This is a genomic window from Vibrio sp. 10N.222.49.C9 (assembly GCF_041474985.1).
Classification (GTDB): domain Bacteria; phylum Pseudomonadota; class Gammaproteobacteria; order Enterobacterales; family Vibrionaceae; genus Vibrio; species Vibrio crassostreae_C.
Genome location: NZ_JBFRVD010000008.1, coordinates 100,433 through 115,956 on the forward strand (window position 1 = coordinate 100,433; position 15,524 = coordinate 115,956).

General features: G+C 43.2%; 10 protein-coding genes. 8 read left to right on the forward strand and 2 right to left on the reverse strand.

The features are described from left to right. Nucleotides 1–19 precede the first annotated feature (19 nt). The 6 genes from AB4585_RS02535 to pheT all read left to right on the forward strand — a co-directional run bounded on the left by AB4585_RS02535 (nucleotide 20) and on the right by pheT (nucleotide 9,471). Nucleotides 20–2,482 (forward strand): RND family transporter, encoded by a 2,463-nt coding sequence (locus AB4585_RS02535; RefSeq protein ID WP_372169302.1) that lies wholly within the window; start codon nucleotides 20–22, stop codon nucleotides 2,480–2,482. Nucleotides 2,483–2,526: 44 nt separating this feature from the next. Further along, nucleotides 2,527–3,333, forward strand: coding sequence for an outer membrane lipoprotein-sorting protein (locus AB4585_RS02540; protein WP_017060448.1), 807 nt, complete (start codon nucleotides 2,527–2,529; stop codon nucleotides 3,331–3,333). A gap of 9 nt (nucleotides 3,334–3,342) precedes the next feature. Then, nucleotides 3,343–4,551, forward strand: coding sequence for a hypothetical protein (locus tag AB4585_RS02545; protein WP_017060449.1), 1,209 nt, complete (start codon nucleotides 3,343–3,345; stop codon nucleotides 4,549–4,551). Nucleotides 4,552–4,753: 202 nt separating this feature from the next. After that, a complete protein-coding gene (locus AB4585_RS02550) occupies nucleotides 4,754–5,863 on the forward strand; it encodes a GGDEF domain-containing protein (protein WP_029236452.1) in 1,110 nt (369 codons plus the stop codon). Nucleotides 5,864–6,081: 218 nt separating this feature from the next. Then, nucleotides 6,082–7,065: a phenylalanine--tRNA ligase subunit alpha gene (pheS, locus tag AB4585_RS02555; RefSeq protein WP_004734764.1), complete on the forward strand. Its 984-nt coding sequence runs from the start codon at nucleotides 6,082–6,084 to the stop codon at nucleotides 7,063–7,065. Nucleotides 7,066–7,083: 18 nt separating this feature from the next. After that, nucleotides 7,084–9,471, forward strand: coding sequence for a phenylalanine--tRNA ligase subunit beta (gene pheT / locus AB4585_RS02560; RefSeq protein WP_372169303.1), 2,388 nt, complete (start codon nucleotides 7,084–7,086; stop codon nucleotides 9,469–9,471). A gap of 163 nt (nucleotides 9,472–9,634) precedes the next feature. Here the strand turns inward: pheT and AB4585_RS02565 are convergent, their stop codons facing one another. Both AB4585_RS02565 and AB4585_RS02570 read right to left on the reverse strand, forming a co-directional pair. Further along, entirely contained in the window at nucleotides 9,635–11,443 is a 1,809-nt protein-coding gene (locus tag AB4585_RS02565; RefSeq protein ID WP_372169304.1) for a hypothetical protein, read from the reverse strand. A gap of 525 nt (nucleotides 11,444–11,968) precedes the next feature. After that, a complete protein-coding gene (locus AB4585_RS02570) occupies nucleotides 11,969–13,291 on the reverse strand; it encodes a P-loop NTPase fold protein (RefSeq protein WP_372169305.1) in 1,323 nt (440 codons plus the stop codon). A gap of 358 nt (nucleotides 13,292–13,649) precedes the next feature. Between AB4585_RS02570 and AB4585_RS02575 the strand changes: the two genes are divergently transcribed. Beyond that, the gene (locus tag AB4585_RS02575; protein ID WP_372169306.1) at nucleotides 13,650–13,874 is read left to right on the forward strand and encodes an alpha/beta fold hydrolase; all 225 of its coding nucleotides are present in this window, start codon (nucleotides 13,650–13,652) and stop codon (nucleotides 13,872–13,874) included. Between the two features lie 598 nt (nucleotides 13,875–14,472). Beyond that, nucleotides 14,473–15,399: a hypothetical protein gene (locus AB4585_RS02580; RefSeq protein WP_372169307.1), complete on the forward strand. Its 927-nt coding sequence runs from the start codon at nucleotides 14,473–14,475 to the stop codon at nucleotides 15,397–15,399. Nucleotides 15,400–15,524: the final 125 nt, after the last annotated feature.

Below are 15,524 nucleotides of genomic sequence, written 5' to 3' on the forward strand. Positions count from 1 at the left end.
ATATGACGAATCGTCACAAATGGAGACTGTGATGAAACATGACAGCCAGAAGCCCACGTTCGATCAGCAAAACCGAGATAACCCTAATGCTGATAGCGCAAACACAGATCTAAACAGTTGGCACTCAATACCTACCAAGCGTTCGTTTATCGTTCTGCTGGTGGTGTTTTCAATCATCATTCTCTCTGCATTAGGGGCTAAGAACCTCTACTTTAGAGGGGACTACAACATCTTCTTCGAAGGCACCAACAAGCAGTTGATGGCGTTCGATGAAATCCAAACCACCTTTGCAAAAACCGACAACCTTGCGATTGTTGTCGCACCTGAAGATGGCAATGTCTTCACCCCTGAAACTCTCACCCTGATTCAAAATCTCACGGTTGATGCGTGGCAGATCCCGTATTCAAGCCGTGTCGATTCCCTTGCTAATTATCAGCACACCGAAGCCATTGAAGATGATCTTTTGGTAGAAGACTTGCTGTATGAAGAGTACGAACACACACCAGAACGCATCGCCAAAGTAAAACAGATCGCCCTTAACGAGCCGTTGGTTAAGAATGCCTTGGTGTCGGCCTCTGGCGATGTGACGATTGTGAACGTCACCGTGCAACTGCCAGAAGTGGACAAAACCGCAGAAGTGCAAGAGGTGATTGCGGCAATCAATACCATGATCGGCAAGTACCAAGCTCAGTATCCTAATGTCGAATTCCATAAAGCGGGCATCATAGCCATGAACAACGCATTTATGACTTCGGCTCAAGAAGACAGCTCAACGCTCGTTCCCTTAATGCTGTTGGTGGTACTGGTGTTCCTGACCTTTATGCTGCGCTCGTTCTTTAGTGTGGTGGCGACGCTCATTGTGATCATCTCTTCGATTGTTGCCACCATGGGATTGTCTGGTTGGGCAGGGATGTTCTTGAGTACCGCAACCGTGAATGTGCCAACCTTGGTTTTAACTTTGGCGGTGGCTGATTGTGTTCACGTGATTGTGACCATGAGACAAGCGATGCAGCGCGGTATGGAGAAAGCACAAGCCATTCAATACAGCATCAAGCTCAATGCGATGCCGATTCTGATCACCTCGGTGACCACTGCGATTGGTTTCCTGATGATGAACATGTCGGACTCACCAGTGCTGCGTGATTTCGGTAACTTATCGGCACTGGGTGTACTTATTGCGTGCTTCTTGTCTGTGACTATGTTGCCAGCGTTGCTAAAACTGCTGCCAGTCAAACGTCTACCTGCCAACCCTAAGGCGGCAGACAAAGTCACCTTCATGGATATGCTGGGCGATTTTGTCGTAACTAACCGTAAAGCACTGCTGCCGATTTCTACGCTAGTGATTGTTGGCGCTGCCGCGTTAATTCCGCTCAACAAAGTCAACGATGAATCGGTGAAGTATTTCGATACCTCAAGTGAATTCAGACAAGCGGCTGACTTCATGGAAGAGACCGTAAGCGGCATGACAACCCTCAGTATCGCAGTGAAAACTAACGAGTCTCAAGCGATTGCTGATCCTGTGTTCTTGCAAGCAATTGGTGACTTTACTAAGTGGCTACGCGTTCAACCAGAAACTGACCATGTGGCAACGCTTTCTGATGTTTATATGCGTTTGAACAAGAATATGCATGCCGACGACGACAGCTACTACAAGCTACCGCTGAACCGTGAACTTGCCGCGCAATATCTGCTGCTTTACGAAATGTCTCTGCCGTACGGCTTGGACTTGAACAACCAGATCAACGTCGATAAATCATCGATCAAAATGGTACTCACCGTCGATAACCTTGGCAGCGTTGAGCTAGTCGAACTCGAAGAGCGCATTTACTCATGGTTTGCAGCCAATGCACCGCAATATGAAGTGGTGGCTTCGAGCCCGTCACTGATGTTTGCTCATATTGGCGAAACCAACATGGCGAGCATGCTATCAACTTTGCCTATCACCCTAGTGCTTATCTCTGGCTTGATGATCTTTGCATTGCGCTCGGTTCGCTTAGGCATGATCAGCCTAGTGCCCAACATTGCGCCTGCGATCATTGGCTTTGGTTTATGGGCGCTTATCTCAGGTGAAATCAACCTCGGTTTGTCAGTCGTGGTCACGCTCACGTTGGGTATCGTGGTTGATGATGCGGTGCACTTCTTGAGTAAATACCAGCGCGCAAGAATCGAAGGGAAATCAGCAGAAGAAGCGGTTCGATACGCTTTCCACACCGTAGGTCGCGCTTTGTGGATCACCACTGTTGTGCTAGTGGCCGGTTTCTCTGTACTGGCGATGTCGAGCTTCAGACTCAACTCCGACATGGGCTTACTCAGCGCGATTGTGATTTTCATTGCGCTGGTGGTCGATTTCATCTTGCTACCAAGCTTACTGATGATCTTCGACAAACAGACCCACTATTCAGCTAAAACTCAGCACGAATCAAAGCCAGATACCAAGTCGCAGCCTAGATCGACAGCCGAACTGACTACTTCGACCAAATAAGGAAACGTCGGCCTGCTGCGGTGGGCTGACTCAAGGAGATATTTATGAAAAGCGTTAAACAAACATTCGCTACTACATTACTTACTGTTAGCTCGTTGGCACTGAGCACATTCGCCGCTTTCCCAGCATTAGCAGACCCAGCGAAAGGCTTAGAAATTGCCGAGCAACGTAAAGCGGTCGATGTCGGGTGGGGCGATTCTGTCGCAACCATGGAAATGCTACTTCGCAACAAACAGGGCGAAAGCAGTACACGTCTGATGCGATTGAAATCTTTGGAAGTCGATGACGATGGCGACAAAGGCTTAACCATTTTTGATGAACCACGCGACGTAAAAGGCACGGCTTTCCTAAACCATTCGCACATCACCAAATCCGATGACCAGTGGTTGTATCTTCCTGCACTCAAGCGTGTAAAACGCATCTCTTCACGCAACAAATCTGGCCCGTTTATGGGCAGTGAATTTGCGTATGAGGACTTAAGCTCGTTTGAACTTGAAAAGTACACCTTCAACTACATTGAAGACGCGAAACTGGAAGGCGTAGACACCTTTGTTTTAGAGCAAGTACCGACCGATAAAAACTCAGGCTACACCATGCAAAAGGTATGGCTAGACCAACAGCACTACCGCCCAATGAAAGTCGAGTTTTACGACCGCAAAGGCGCACTGCTTAAAACTCTATCGTTCCAAGATTACAAACAGTACCTAAACCAATACTGGCGCGCACACACCATGGCGATGCAAAACCATCAAACAGGCAAAAGCACCGTATTAACCACGACAGATTTAGTGTTCCAGACCGGTCTTAAAGACAAGGATTTCCAAAAGAACACACTAAAACGTGCGAAATAAGGCAGGAATATGAAAAGGATTGTGGCAACAGGAACCCAATTATCCTTAACCTTGGCGGCGACCGTCGGGCTTATGCAGGTGTCGTTGCCTTGTGTGGCGGCAGGCTTTAGTCCTGATATCGCAGGGCAGGTTAACCTTGAACATAGGCAGTTCTTTAGCGACGGCTTACAAGGGCAAGACAAAGGACAAAGCTCACTGGTGTTGCAGCCAGAGTTTTACTGGGAGCAACAAGAGGGCAACGGCAGCATTACCTTCACCCCGTTTTATCGCCTAGACAGTGAAGACGATGAACGAACTCATGGTGATATTCGCGAAGCCTTGTATTTAACCTATTGGGATGATTACGAACTGCGAGCGGGTGTTGGAAAGGTATTTTGGGGCGTAACCGAATCGGCGCATTTAGTGGATGTGGTAAACCAGACCGATGCCATTGAATCGGTCGATGGCGAATCCAAGTTAGGTCAGCCTATGGTGCACTTCACCTCGATAAAAGAGTGGGGCACCATAGACGCCATGTTACTGCCGTATTTTCGTGAGCGTACCTTCGCAGGCGAAGACGGTCGATTAAGGCCAACCGTGCCAGTATCGGACGATGCGCTTTACGAATCTTCACGAGAAGAAAAACACGTTGATGTGGCATTGCGTTACAGCCAAATGTACGGTGATTGGGATGTCGGTTTAAGCTACTTAGGCGGCACAAACCGCGACCCTTATTACCGTGTGGAAGGCAATCAACTCAAGCCATACTACGCCCAAATGCAACACTTCGGATTGGATGTTCAAGGCATTATCGGTGACTGGTTATGGAAGCTGGAAAGCATTTATCGCGACAGCTACGACAACCATACCGGCGTGGCGACAGGCTTTGAATACACTTGGGTAGGGGCGCTTGAATCGTACTGGGACATCGGCTTCATCGCTGAATACCTGTATGACAGCCGAGGCAACAATGCCCAAACCATCGGCCAAAATGATGTGTTCCTTGGCGCCCGTTTCGCTTTGAACGATGAAGACGGCACCGAAGTGCTTACTGGTATCACTCAAGACTTAGATAACAGTGATGTCTACAGTGCCAAGCTAGAGGCATCGAGCCGTATTAACAACAATCTCAAGTGGCGACTGAATGCTTGGTTGTTTGAGAACGAAACCCCAGAGGACTTGTTGTTCTTCGCACGCAAGGATGACTTTGTTGAGATGGCGTTGGAATATTATTTCTAGTGTTAGCTTCGTGGGGCGTTCCTGTTGGGGGGGACGTCTCAAATTTAAGATGAGCCATATTTAGAATGTTCAAAGTCGTCTTTTTATAAAGTGGATCAAACAATCGAATAAACCTACAGGTAAAATGGTTATATTTTTTCAGTATCTATAACCTCCGAATATGCATGTAAATTGTGCTGGTGGTATCGGCCTTAAGGGATTTATGAATTCATTTAATTGGGATAAAAACTTTGAAACAGGCATTGGTGTTGTAGATGAACAGCATCAATATCTTGTTGGTATTATCAACCACTACGGAAATCTGTTGTCAGAGAACACTATCTCTATCGACGACATAAACGTCGCTTTACTCGATCTCACATGCTATGCCGAATTTCACTTTAAAGAAGAAGAATCTTTGATGAGAGATTGCGGTGTGTATGAGCGACACATTGAAGAGCATATCAAAGTGCATCGTGTATTTATGCAAGATATCTACAGTATGCAAGCTTTCATCATGGAAGAAGAACAGTCGTCAGCACGGCAGTTACTTGATTTATTGATCCACTGGCTTGCTTACCACATCCTCGGCATCGACCAAAACATGGCGCGACAAATGACCGCGATAGAAGAGGGCGCGACACCTCTGCAAGCCTTTGAAGCGGAAGAAAAGCAGCAAGATTCTGCGACTGTCCCGCTGTTGGCTGCGCTTAACGGCCTGTTTGAACAAGTCTCTGAACGAAACAAACAGTTGTTACGCTTCAACCAGTTACTCGAAGATAAAGTTGAGGAACGTACGGCAGAATTAAAACGAGCGAATAAGAGACTTGAAGAACTGTCATTAACCGACTCTCTTACTAATTTGCATAACCGTCGTAGTGCTTTTAAACAGTTAGCGCTGCATTGGCAAGACTCCAAAGAACTGGGCATGCCTTTAGTGTGTATTATGATTGATGCCGACCACTTCAAGCGCATTAATGACACCAGCGGCCATGATGCAGGCGACTTGGTGCTACAAACCCTCTCGCGTGAACTGAAAAACACGTTCCGTAATGATGATATTGTTTGCCGGTTAGGTGGCGATGAGTTCTTGGTTATTTGCCCAAACACCGACCTTAAAGGTGGGATGTACATCGCGGAAACCGCTCGACAGAAAGTGTCTGAATTAGAGGTTGAAACCAGTCATCAAGTTTGGATTGGCAGTATTAGTGTCGGTGTCGCTGAAATGACCCAAGAATTCGAAACCATGAACGAATTGATTAAAGCGGCGGATGAGTCCGTCTATTTAGCAAAAAACGCAGGGAAGAACAGCGTTTGTTCTATTCAGATCTAGCCTTCAGGTCATTTCCAAATTAAGAAGTGGAACCTGTAATTGTTCCACTTCTTCCTACTCCTCATTAATATCCTGTTAAATTTGCCGTGTTTTTAGGCAATAACTTGTTCTTTTAGCGATTCAATTTGGCATTGGTTGCGTGTTTGATTACTATGTGTAGCTATCTAAAAAAACTAATCATCCGATACGGACACTACCAACTGGTAGATGAGGAAATGATGCAACATCTAGAAGAGATCATTGCTAATGCAACGACTGCTATTGATACAGCAGATTCGTTAGTCGCACTTGATGAAGTGCGAGTTCAGTATTTAGGTAAGAAGGGTGAACTCACTCTTCAACTACAAAGCCTAGGTAAACTTCCACCTGAAGAGCGTCGCACTGCTGGTCAAGAGATCAACAAAGCGAAAGGTGCTGTTCAACAAGCGATCGCAGCTCGCAAAGACGCACTACAACGTGCAGAGCTTGAAGCGAAACTAGCTGAAGAAACTATCGATGTGAGCCTACCAGGTCGTCGCATTGAGAACGGTGGTCTTCACCCAGTTACTCGCACTGTTGAGCGTATCGAACAGTTCTTTGGTGAGCTTGGCTTTAGCACTGAGTCTGGCCCTGAGATCGAAGATGCATTCCACAACTTTGATGCACTAAACATCGCAGACGATCACCCAGCTCGTACTGATCACGATACTTTCTTCTTCAACCCTGATCTAATGCTACGTACGCACACTTCTGGTGTTCAAATCCGTACGATGGAAAACGGCAAACCGCCATTCCGCTTCATTGCTCCGGGTCGTGTTTACCGTAACGACTACGATCAAACTCACACGCCAATGTTCCACCAAGTGGAAGGTATGTTAGTTGATGAGAACGTAAACTTCGCACAACTTAAAGGCATTCTTAACGATTTCCTTTGTAACTTCTTTGAAGAAGAAGTTGAAGTGCGTTTCCGTCCTTCATTCTTCCCGTTCACAGAGCCTTCAGCTGAAGTTGACGTGAAACGTAAAGATGGCAAATGGCTAGAAGTTCTAGGCTGTGGCATGGTTCACCCTAACGTACTTCGCTCTGTTGGCATCGACCCTGAGAAATACTCTGGTTTTGCATTCGGTATGGGTGTAGAGCGTCTAACGATGCTTCGTTACGGCGTAAATGACCTTCGTGCGTTCTTCGAGAACGACCTTCGTTTCCTTAAACAATTCAAGTAATCCGGGGCAGTCGAAACTATGAAATTCAGTGAATCTTGGCTACGCGAGTGGGTTAAACCTGCAATTAACAGCGAAGAGCTAGCTCACCAAATCACTATGGCTGGTTTGGAAGTTGACGATGTAGAACCTGTTGCGGGTGTTTTCACCGGCGTTAAAGTAGGTAAAGTGGTTGAGTGCGGTCAGCACCCAGACGCAGACAAACTACAAGTAACTAAAATTGATATCGGCGAAGAAGAGCTGTTAGACATCGTATGTGGTGCATCTAACTGTCGTCTTGGCCTAACTGTAGCAGTAGCAACAGTTGGCGCAGTACTGCCTGGTAACTTCAAAATCAAGAAAGCAAAACTACGTGGCGTTCCATCGCACGGCATGCTTTGTTCTTTCTCTGAGCTAGGTATCGACGTAGAGTCTGACGGCATCCTTGAGCTACCAGAAGGCACAACGCTAGGCATGGACGTACGTGAGCTTCTTGAGCTTAACGACGTAACTATCGATGTAGACTTAACAGCAAACCGCGCAGACTGCTTCAGCATCCGTGGCCTTGCTCGTGAAGTTGGCGTACTAAACCGCGCAGACGTTACAGAGCCAACAGTTGAAGCTGTTGCAACAAGCATTGAAGACACAGTATCTGTTGAAATTAAAGCAACTGATGCTTGTCCACGTTACCTTGGCCGTGTGGTTAAGAACGTAAACGTGAAAGCGGAAACACCAATCTGGATGCAAGAAAAACTGCGCCGTTGTGGTATCCGTTCAATCGACCCAGTTGTAGACATCACAAACTACGTGATGCTAGAGCAAGGCCAACCAATGCACGCATTTGATCTCGCTAAGATCGAAGGCGGTATCGTGGTTCGTCTAGCAGAGCAGGGCGAAAAGCTAACACTTCTAGATGGCAACGAAGCTGAACTAAACAGCAACACGCTTGTTATCGCTGACCAAAACAAAGCACTAGCAATCGCTGGTATCTTTGGCGGTCAAGATTCAGGTGTTACTACTGAAACGACAGACGTACTTCTTGAAGCAGCATTCTTCGCACCGGATCACATCCGTGGTCGCGCACGTGCTTACGGCCTTCACACTGATTCTTCTCTACGTTTCGAACGTGGTGTTGATTCAACGCTACAAGCAGCAGCTATGGAGCGTGCAACACAGCTTCTAGTTGAAATCTGTGGTGGTGAAGTTGCGCCAGTAAACGGCAGCGAATCTGAAGCCTCACTTCCTAAAGCAAACGTAGTTGCTCTACGTCGCGCTAAGTTAGACAGCCTACTAGGTCACGAAATCCCATCTACAGACGTAGTGGAAATTCTTACTCGCCTAGGTTGTGAAGTTGAGACTACGGACGCAGGTTGGACGGCAACGTCTCCATCTTGGCGTTTTGATATCGCAATCGAGCAAGACCTAATTGAAGAAGTAGGTCGTATCTACGGTTACGATAATATTCCAAACCAAGCGCCTAAAGCGGCACTTAAAATGAATGACCACAAAGAAGCTAACCAACCGCTTAAGCGCGTTCGTGACCTTCTTGTAGACCGTGGCTACCACGAAGCAATCACATACAGCTTCGTAGAACCAGAACAGCAAAAGCTTGTTGTACCTGGTGTTGAGCCGCTAATCCTGCCATTCCCAATCTCTGCGGACATGTCAGCAATGCGTCTTGGCCTAATCCAAGGTCTTCTAAACACAGTTGTTCACAACCAGAAGCGTCAACAGTCTCGCGTTCGTCTATTCGAATCAGGCCTACGTTTCATCCCTGAAGCAACTGCTGAAAACGGCATGCGCCAAGAAATGATGCTTGCGGGCGTTATCTCTGGTACTCGTGGCGAAGAGCACTGGGACATTGCAACTAACACTGTAGATTTCTTCGATCTTAAAGGTGACCTAGAAGCAGTTCTTGAGCTTTCAGCAAACGAAATCGCATACAGCTTCAAAGCAGCGAAGCACCCAGCACTTCACCCAGGTCAAACTGCGGCTATCGTAGTAGACGGCAAAGAAGTGGGTATCATTGGTACTGTTCACCCAGAACTAGAGCGTAAGTTTGGTCTTAACGGCCGTACTATCGTATTCGAAATCGAATGGGCAGCTATCAACACTCGCGTGCTTCCAGAAGCAGTAGCTGTATCTAAGTTCCCTGCAAACCGTCGTGATATCGCCGTTGTTGTTGACGAAGCAGTAGCTTCTGGCGACATCGTAGAAGCGTGTATCGCAGCTGGTGGTGAATTCCTAACAGGCGCTAAACTGTTCGACGTATACGTTGGTCAAGGCGTTGAAGAAGGTAAGAAGAGCCTAGCTATCGCACTTAGCCTACAGTCTGTAGAGCGCACACTAGAAGATGCAGACATCGCAGGTTCAGTAGATGCTATCGTAGCTTCAATCTCAGAGAAATTCGGCGCAGCACTTCGCGACTAATCTCTTCTGATAGATAGAAAACCAAAGGCCTCGCATTGCGAGGCCTTTTTGTTGTGGATGGATAAGGGGCTAGCTTGTTATTGGACATAAACGATTAGGAGTATGGTTCTAAATTGTTTAAAAAAGGTTGAAAGGCACCTTGAAACTTTGATTATTTGTTATATTAAATAATCACAGAAAACTCTAAGTCGCCAATTTTATCAAATGGATTATTATCAATAGATTTTATTTTATTATCAACAACTAATTGATTCGAAAGAATGACGTCGTCCAATGTTAAGTTAGACAAATAGTTTGCGCTTTTCACTGTATCAAGCACGATTAATAGAAGAGTGTTTACGTAATCTGAAAGGTGGTTTATCGCATAGTGGCTTAAACTATCAGAAAACCCAACATGTACTATATTGTTTCTCTTTTGATATATTCTGTACAGTTGTTTCTCGATATCCTCTCGTGTATAACTAATTCTTTTTCTTATCTCTTTCTTATTGGAAATAATTTTATAAAGAGCGAAAAATCTAAAGTATAAAAATTCTAAATCAATGATTGATTCACAAACCTCTTTAGCACTTGACTCGCAAGTTACGATTTTGTAGAAGTCTTCCAATGAAATTTTCCTGGAAAAAATATCATCATCAATATGATGACGTTCTTTAACCGTATCTGGAATGCTAACCTGATAACTCTCCAGGAGTATAAGAACATATTCTACACGTTGCTTTATTGATTGTATGGCATATAGTTTTGGTAAGAAATTAATTACGGAGGCTATTATACTTTTCTCATCCCCTGAATAAGATAGTGACTCAAGACCAATCCATAAACTTAACAATTTCTGCTCCAAACGTGCAGATTCCTTAACCTGCCTTAAGTTTTTAAGAACACCCTCAATTTTTTTCTGAGAAGAAATTTTAAATCGACTTCTAAAATCATAGTTAACATACTGATTAAATTGACTACTTCTCAAATCGTAAGTTAGTAGGCTGTTTAACAGCCTAACATTAACATCACGTTGGTAAGTATGCCCCTTAGCTTTATAATCAACATAGCAATTATCGTGAATTGATAAGTTAGTCTTAGATAGTAGTGTTTTTAAAAGATCAATTTCGGATTCTATTTTTTCATTAGCTAATAGAGATGCACCAACATAATCTAAAGTATCAATCGATATTTGAAAATAAAAATCTGGAGAGAATTTTGAAAATGTCTTTGTCGATATTGTATAGTGCTTATCAGGAATACTATCTAAGATCTTAATTCCTTTAACTGGAGTGTAGTTCCTAATGGTTTCTTTTTTATTAGTTTTAATGCCAAAAAATACCTTAAACGGTCTAACCTTACAGTCCAAAGAGTTAAAGAAGAAATCAACTTGGTCTTTATATATTCTGTTATTATAATTGGATGCTCTGGTAAGTACTTGTGTCTTATTAAATAAATATGTTGGAGAGTAACCAGAACTTAAAAGAAATGTAACATATGCTCTTGTTAATGAGTATATTTCTTCTGTGATCTTTCCCTTTTTACTTATATCACGATCATCACAAATGGATTCAATTAAGAGTAACTTTATCGTATCAAAGTACAAATCATGCTGCTCAAGAATCCTTTTACATAGGATACTTAATTGAATAATGAGTGATCTAGGAAATTTATCGGCACTAAAGTTTTTGGCACAATCATCGAAAACACCTAAAATGTCACCAAAAATACTTTTGGATACAACGTCACGTTCAAGAGCTAACTTGAGCTCTTTTAATGATGAAGTTAAATACCCTTTGCCCTTGTCATTTTCCTCATAAACTTTAATGTTTTCTAGTACTTCTTTTGCTAAATCAAGTACACCCATCATCTTGGCTTGATGAAAATGTGGTGTTTCCACTGATAGAGATTCAGAAAAGCACTCAAGAAAAAACCTTGCTCTCCAATCAGGGAAAGGTAGTCTATCCCATGCTTCTTGTTTTAGGATTTTCAATGTAAACCTCAAAAATTTAATACTCGGGCGACTAGCCCTATAGCTTCATTTCTATGCTGCCATTTTGCATTTTTATCAATCAGTTACAACAAAATCATTGTGATTTAGATAAAATAAATCACTGAAAAAGCTAAAATTACGTGTCAAACCTATTTCCAATACATATGCTCACTAATGTCTATAGTGCTAATTCAACATGAAAATTATGAGTATATGTGATGGGGCTATTTCAATAGGATTGGCTCACAGAGTGTTTTTCGGCCATATGAACTGTGTACCGATGTGATCCTAAGAAAGTTTAGGAAACTTTTGAGTTAGTAAGTGCTACGTGTAAAAATTTATCCTGTGAAGGTTTCGGACATAAATGTGCTTAAGGAGCTCTAACATTAGCTGTTAATGAATAACTTTACATAAGGAAAATTTGCCAATTAGTACTTATTCGTATAGTACGCACTTTGTCTGATTATGTTTAAAGGAAAAGAGCCGAACCTAGAAATGGGTTCGGCTTTTATCATCTACATTGTTTTATCCGACAGAAAAGCCATCAAGTATTTCTGTTATTTCTCTGAATATATTTTGGCTTACTTCTCCATAAGAGTTTGTGAGCACCTTTTTATCCTTGATCATAATTTCTAATTCTCCTTCGGTACATAGACTAGCTTCTATTAGATAAGCCAATGCTTGTGATGCTCTGTCTAGAGAGTCAGTAGTTATACCAAGTGATTCATGGACTTCTTCTGCCGTAATTTTCTTATTTAACAAACCTCGTAATACTAATGGATCTGCGACCTTTAGATAGCAAACACAACACATAGCTAAGTGGTCATTGTGATCACCTAGTAATGCATGTGTATTTTCAAAAACTGCAAAATAGGTAAGCATGCGCTCAATTTCCCTAAAAGATGTTGAGTTTTGCTTTATTAATGTTTTGAACAAGCGGCTGACAGTAGCGGGCCCACTGAATAGTTGTGAGTTCATTTTAAGTGCTGCATGATTTAAAAATATGCCAGTGTGGTCTGAAATTCCATGAGACTTCATGTTTGGCAGGGTTAACCATACATTTATAAATTTTTGAAGATAAAGTGAAGCGTTTATCCCATTACCATAGCGTGACTTGACCGATTCTTGTAACTGTTCGCGGTTCATGACTAATACAAAAGTTAAACCTGGAACTGAGAAGAGGTGTTTAATCTTTTCAAGTATTTCCAATGCAAAATCGGGTCTACAGCGATCTAATTCGTCTATGACAAAAACTAGCTTGTTGTTAATAGTATGCTCGGCTACTACTTTCTCTAAGTATTTCTTGAATTCGTTAAGTGCGTTTTTATCAGCTTTAGAGCTTTCGAATTTATCAGCAATTACACTATCAACTTGATCTGAGAGTAGTGTTGAAATTTCCTTTTCTGCGCTGTCTAAAGCAGAGCCATCAATTACTCCTGCTGTAGCGACCTTTACTCCTGTTCTAATTACTCCACGACTAAAAGCTTTAAAAACGTTTGATGCTTTTTCTTTGAAGTCGTTCTTACTTTCTTCATCGCCGTCTTCGAACAGGTCGTAAACTTCAGACGCAAGAGCTAAAAATGGGTCACTTTGATAGTCGTTTTGAAACGCGTCAAAATAAATAGTCTTTAACCGTGGTTCATGAGTATTGTTGTGTGAGTGCCACATCTTAATAAATGTTGTTTTACCTGACCCCCAACTAGAGTCTAATGCAAAAACTAAGTTTTCTTCTGCATTGAGAATGAAGTTAGTTAATTGTTGTCCATACTTAGCCCTTCTGAATATATCTTTCTCAGGGTTAAAGCCTTCGTCCTTTGTTATCTCTAATTCTGGTAAAGATAGTCGCATTTTGTTACCTAATAGCCTTATGTAATTTGTTGATTATACAATTCGTTGCTCTATTAGAGAAGCAACATAAATGCGTTAAGTTGGTCGAATTTACCCCCGTTATATAACACGGTGATTTACAACGAACAGCATTAGAGAAATGGACAACTTTTAGTGGGGCAAAGGCTCTTGAACAGAATGCGAATGAGTAAAAGGTCTAAGCGACTTTAGGACAAAAATGTGGTGGTCGAGCCACGACAACAAAAGAGTTTTGTATCTTAATCACCCTTGACCTGTCTACAACTTCACACTTTATAGTGGCTATATTGATTGCGAGGGGCGCTTTCTGTGTTCCCTTTAAAGTAAGTAGAGAGACACTATGCAACGTTTAATTCTAAACATCACACTCTTGGTATTTATCGCTCTTGGTAGCATGAATGCCATGGCTCATGATTCAACGGTTAAGTACCGTATCGCGGTATCTCACGATGGTGAGCAAATTGCGTATGGCAGAAGTGGAAGCTGGGAGACGGCGCTGATCTTCATTCACGGCTGGAGCCTAGACAGCAGGCTATGGCAAAACCAAGTGAGTGAGGGCTTTTAACGTGCAGTACAGATCCTGAAACGACTAGGGCAGATGTACGTGAGAATAGGCTGATAATCCCCTCCTAACCTCCCCTTGGTTTACATCTCCAATCTCTTGTTGGCAACGATAAAGGGGAGGAACTGAATACCGATCGTGACAAGTGCTGCTATATGTTCAGCGACAAAGAATGTTCTCCCCCTCATTCTTGTGTCTCAAGAGATCGGGTCACTCCATTCGAGGGGGAGCTAGAGGGGGAGGCTTTGGCTTACTAGAACCATTCCACAATGTTGATGAAAGCGGTGAAGTCAGTGAAGTAGGGCGCTGTAGTTGTTAAATGGTGGATGTAATCATTCTATAGATAAAACTAAGGCCTCGCGTGTGCGAGGCCTTTTTGTTAGTCGGAGGTTTTGCTAGCTGCATTCATTTCAATTTGCGAGTCATACCCGCGTCTTTCACTCGTTTCTGGTCCTTAAACGACGGCCTCATAGTTATATAAATGCTCTATCAACCACCTCTAGATACGTAATTAGTACCACTGTTATTAGTAAGGGCTGACCGAATCTAGTGGTGCTTTCTAATGATAATAATTTTAACTATGTGTTTAGGACGTCCTGCTATGGCTAAGAAAATAATATTCATTCATGGTCGCGCTCAAAAGCCCGATAAAGCTCCCCTTCAAGCACTCTGGTACGAGGCTATAGAACATGGCTTGCAGCGAGATTGTGGATACTCAAGTTCATTACAAGCTTTTAAAGATGTCGATAAACGGTTTGTCTATTACGGTGAACTATCAAACACATTGTTAGACAAACCAACGGAAGACCCTGCAAGTCGTCAGCAAGCGTTGTCTGAACTCAAAAAGTACAAGACAAGCCAGTTCAATAAAACAACGTATAACAAGGTATCTAAAATTGGTTTTCTGAAAGAGGCGTTAGCAGATACTTTTTCATCAATATTTGGAAAGCTGGGTGTGGCTGAGACACTCATAACAAAGGTCGCGCCGGATATGGCGCATTATTGGTATGAAGATACCTATTTCGGTAGCGATGTCAGGCATAGGCTAATGGTTGAGCTGAAGGAAGCGCTTGATAACCAGGATGACGTGATGATTGTATCGCACAGTCTTGGGTCGATGATCAGTTATGACGTGTTATGGAAGTTGTCTCATTACGGAGAGTATAGGCATGACTATGGTGCAAACAAGAAGGTCAACTTATTGCTTACGCTCGGGTCCCCGTTAGGCGATGAAAACGTAAAAGATAGGCTAAAAGGGAGCCGCTTGAAAGATGAGAAGAAGTACCCGTTAAACATTCAGCAATGGATAAACATATCGGCAGAAGATGATTTTATCTCTCATGACAGCAAAATTAAAAATGACTTCAAGGATATGCTCAAACTGGATCTAATACCCGGTGGAATGAAAGATATCCACCCGATTTATAACCTCAATATTCGCAACGGGAAAAGCAATCCACATGCTTCCATCGGTTATCTCATTAACCCTAAATTCATCACAGTACTGGACGAATGGCTCTCGAGTTGATTTGGTTTACCATCGTAGATTGCTTCGGTGCTCGTTCATTGAAACTTAGATAAAACAAGGCCTCGCGTGTGCGAGGCCTTAGTTGTTTGTGGGGGAATTAAAAGTAGGGGTGTGAACACAGAATT

Excerpts from the sequence above, each read along its gene's own strand:
- AB4585_RS02550 (WP_029236452.1), top strand. The coding sequence starts at position 4,754 with ATGAATTCATTTAATTGGGATAAAAACTTTGAAACAGGCATTGGTGTT.
- AB4585_RS02580 (WP_372169307.1), top strand. The coding sequence starts at position 14,473 with ATGGCTAAGAAAATAATATTCATTCATGGTCGCGCTCAAAAGCCCGAT.
- AB4585_RS02570 (WP_372169305.1), bottom strand. The coding sequence starts at position 13,291 with ATGCGACTATCTTTACCAGAATTAGAGATAACAAAGGACGAAGGCTTT.
- AB4585_RS02540 (WP_017060448.1), top strand. The coding sequence starts at position 2,527 with ATGAAAAGCGTTAAACAAACATTCGCTACTACATTACTTACTGTTAGC.
- AB4585_RS02535 (WP_372169302.1), top strand. The coding sequence starts at position 20 with ATGGAGACTGTGATGAAACATGACAGCCAGAAGCCCACGTTCGATCAG.
- AB4585_RS02575 (WP_372169306.1), top strand. The coding sequence starts at position 13,650 with ATGCAACGTTTAATTCTAAACATCACACTCTTGGTATTTATCGCTCTT.
- pheS (WP_004734764.1), top strand. The coding sequence starts at position 6,082 with ATGCAACATCTAGAAGAGATCATTGCTAATGCAACGACTGCTATTGAT.
- AB4585_RS02545 (WP_017060449.1), top strand. The coding sequence starts at position 3,343 with ATGAAAAGGATTGTGGCAACAGGAACCCAATTATCCTTAACCTTGGCG.
- pheT (WP_372169303.1), top strand. The coding sequence starts at position 7,084 with ATGAAATTCAGTGAATCTTGGCTACGCGAGTGGGTTAAACCTGCAATT.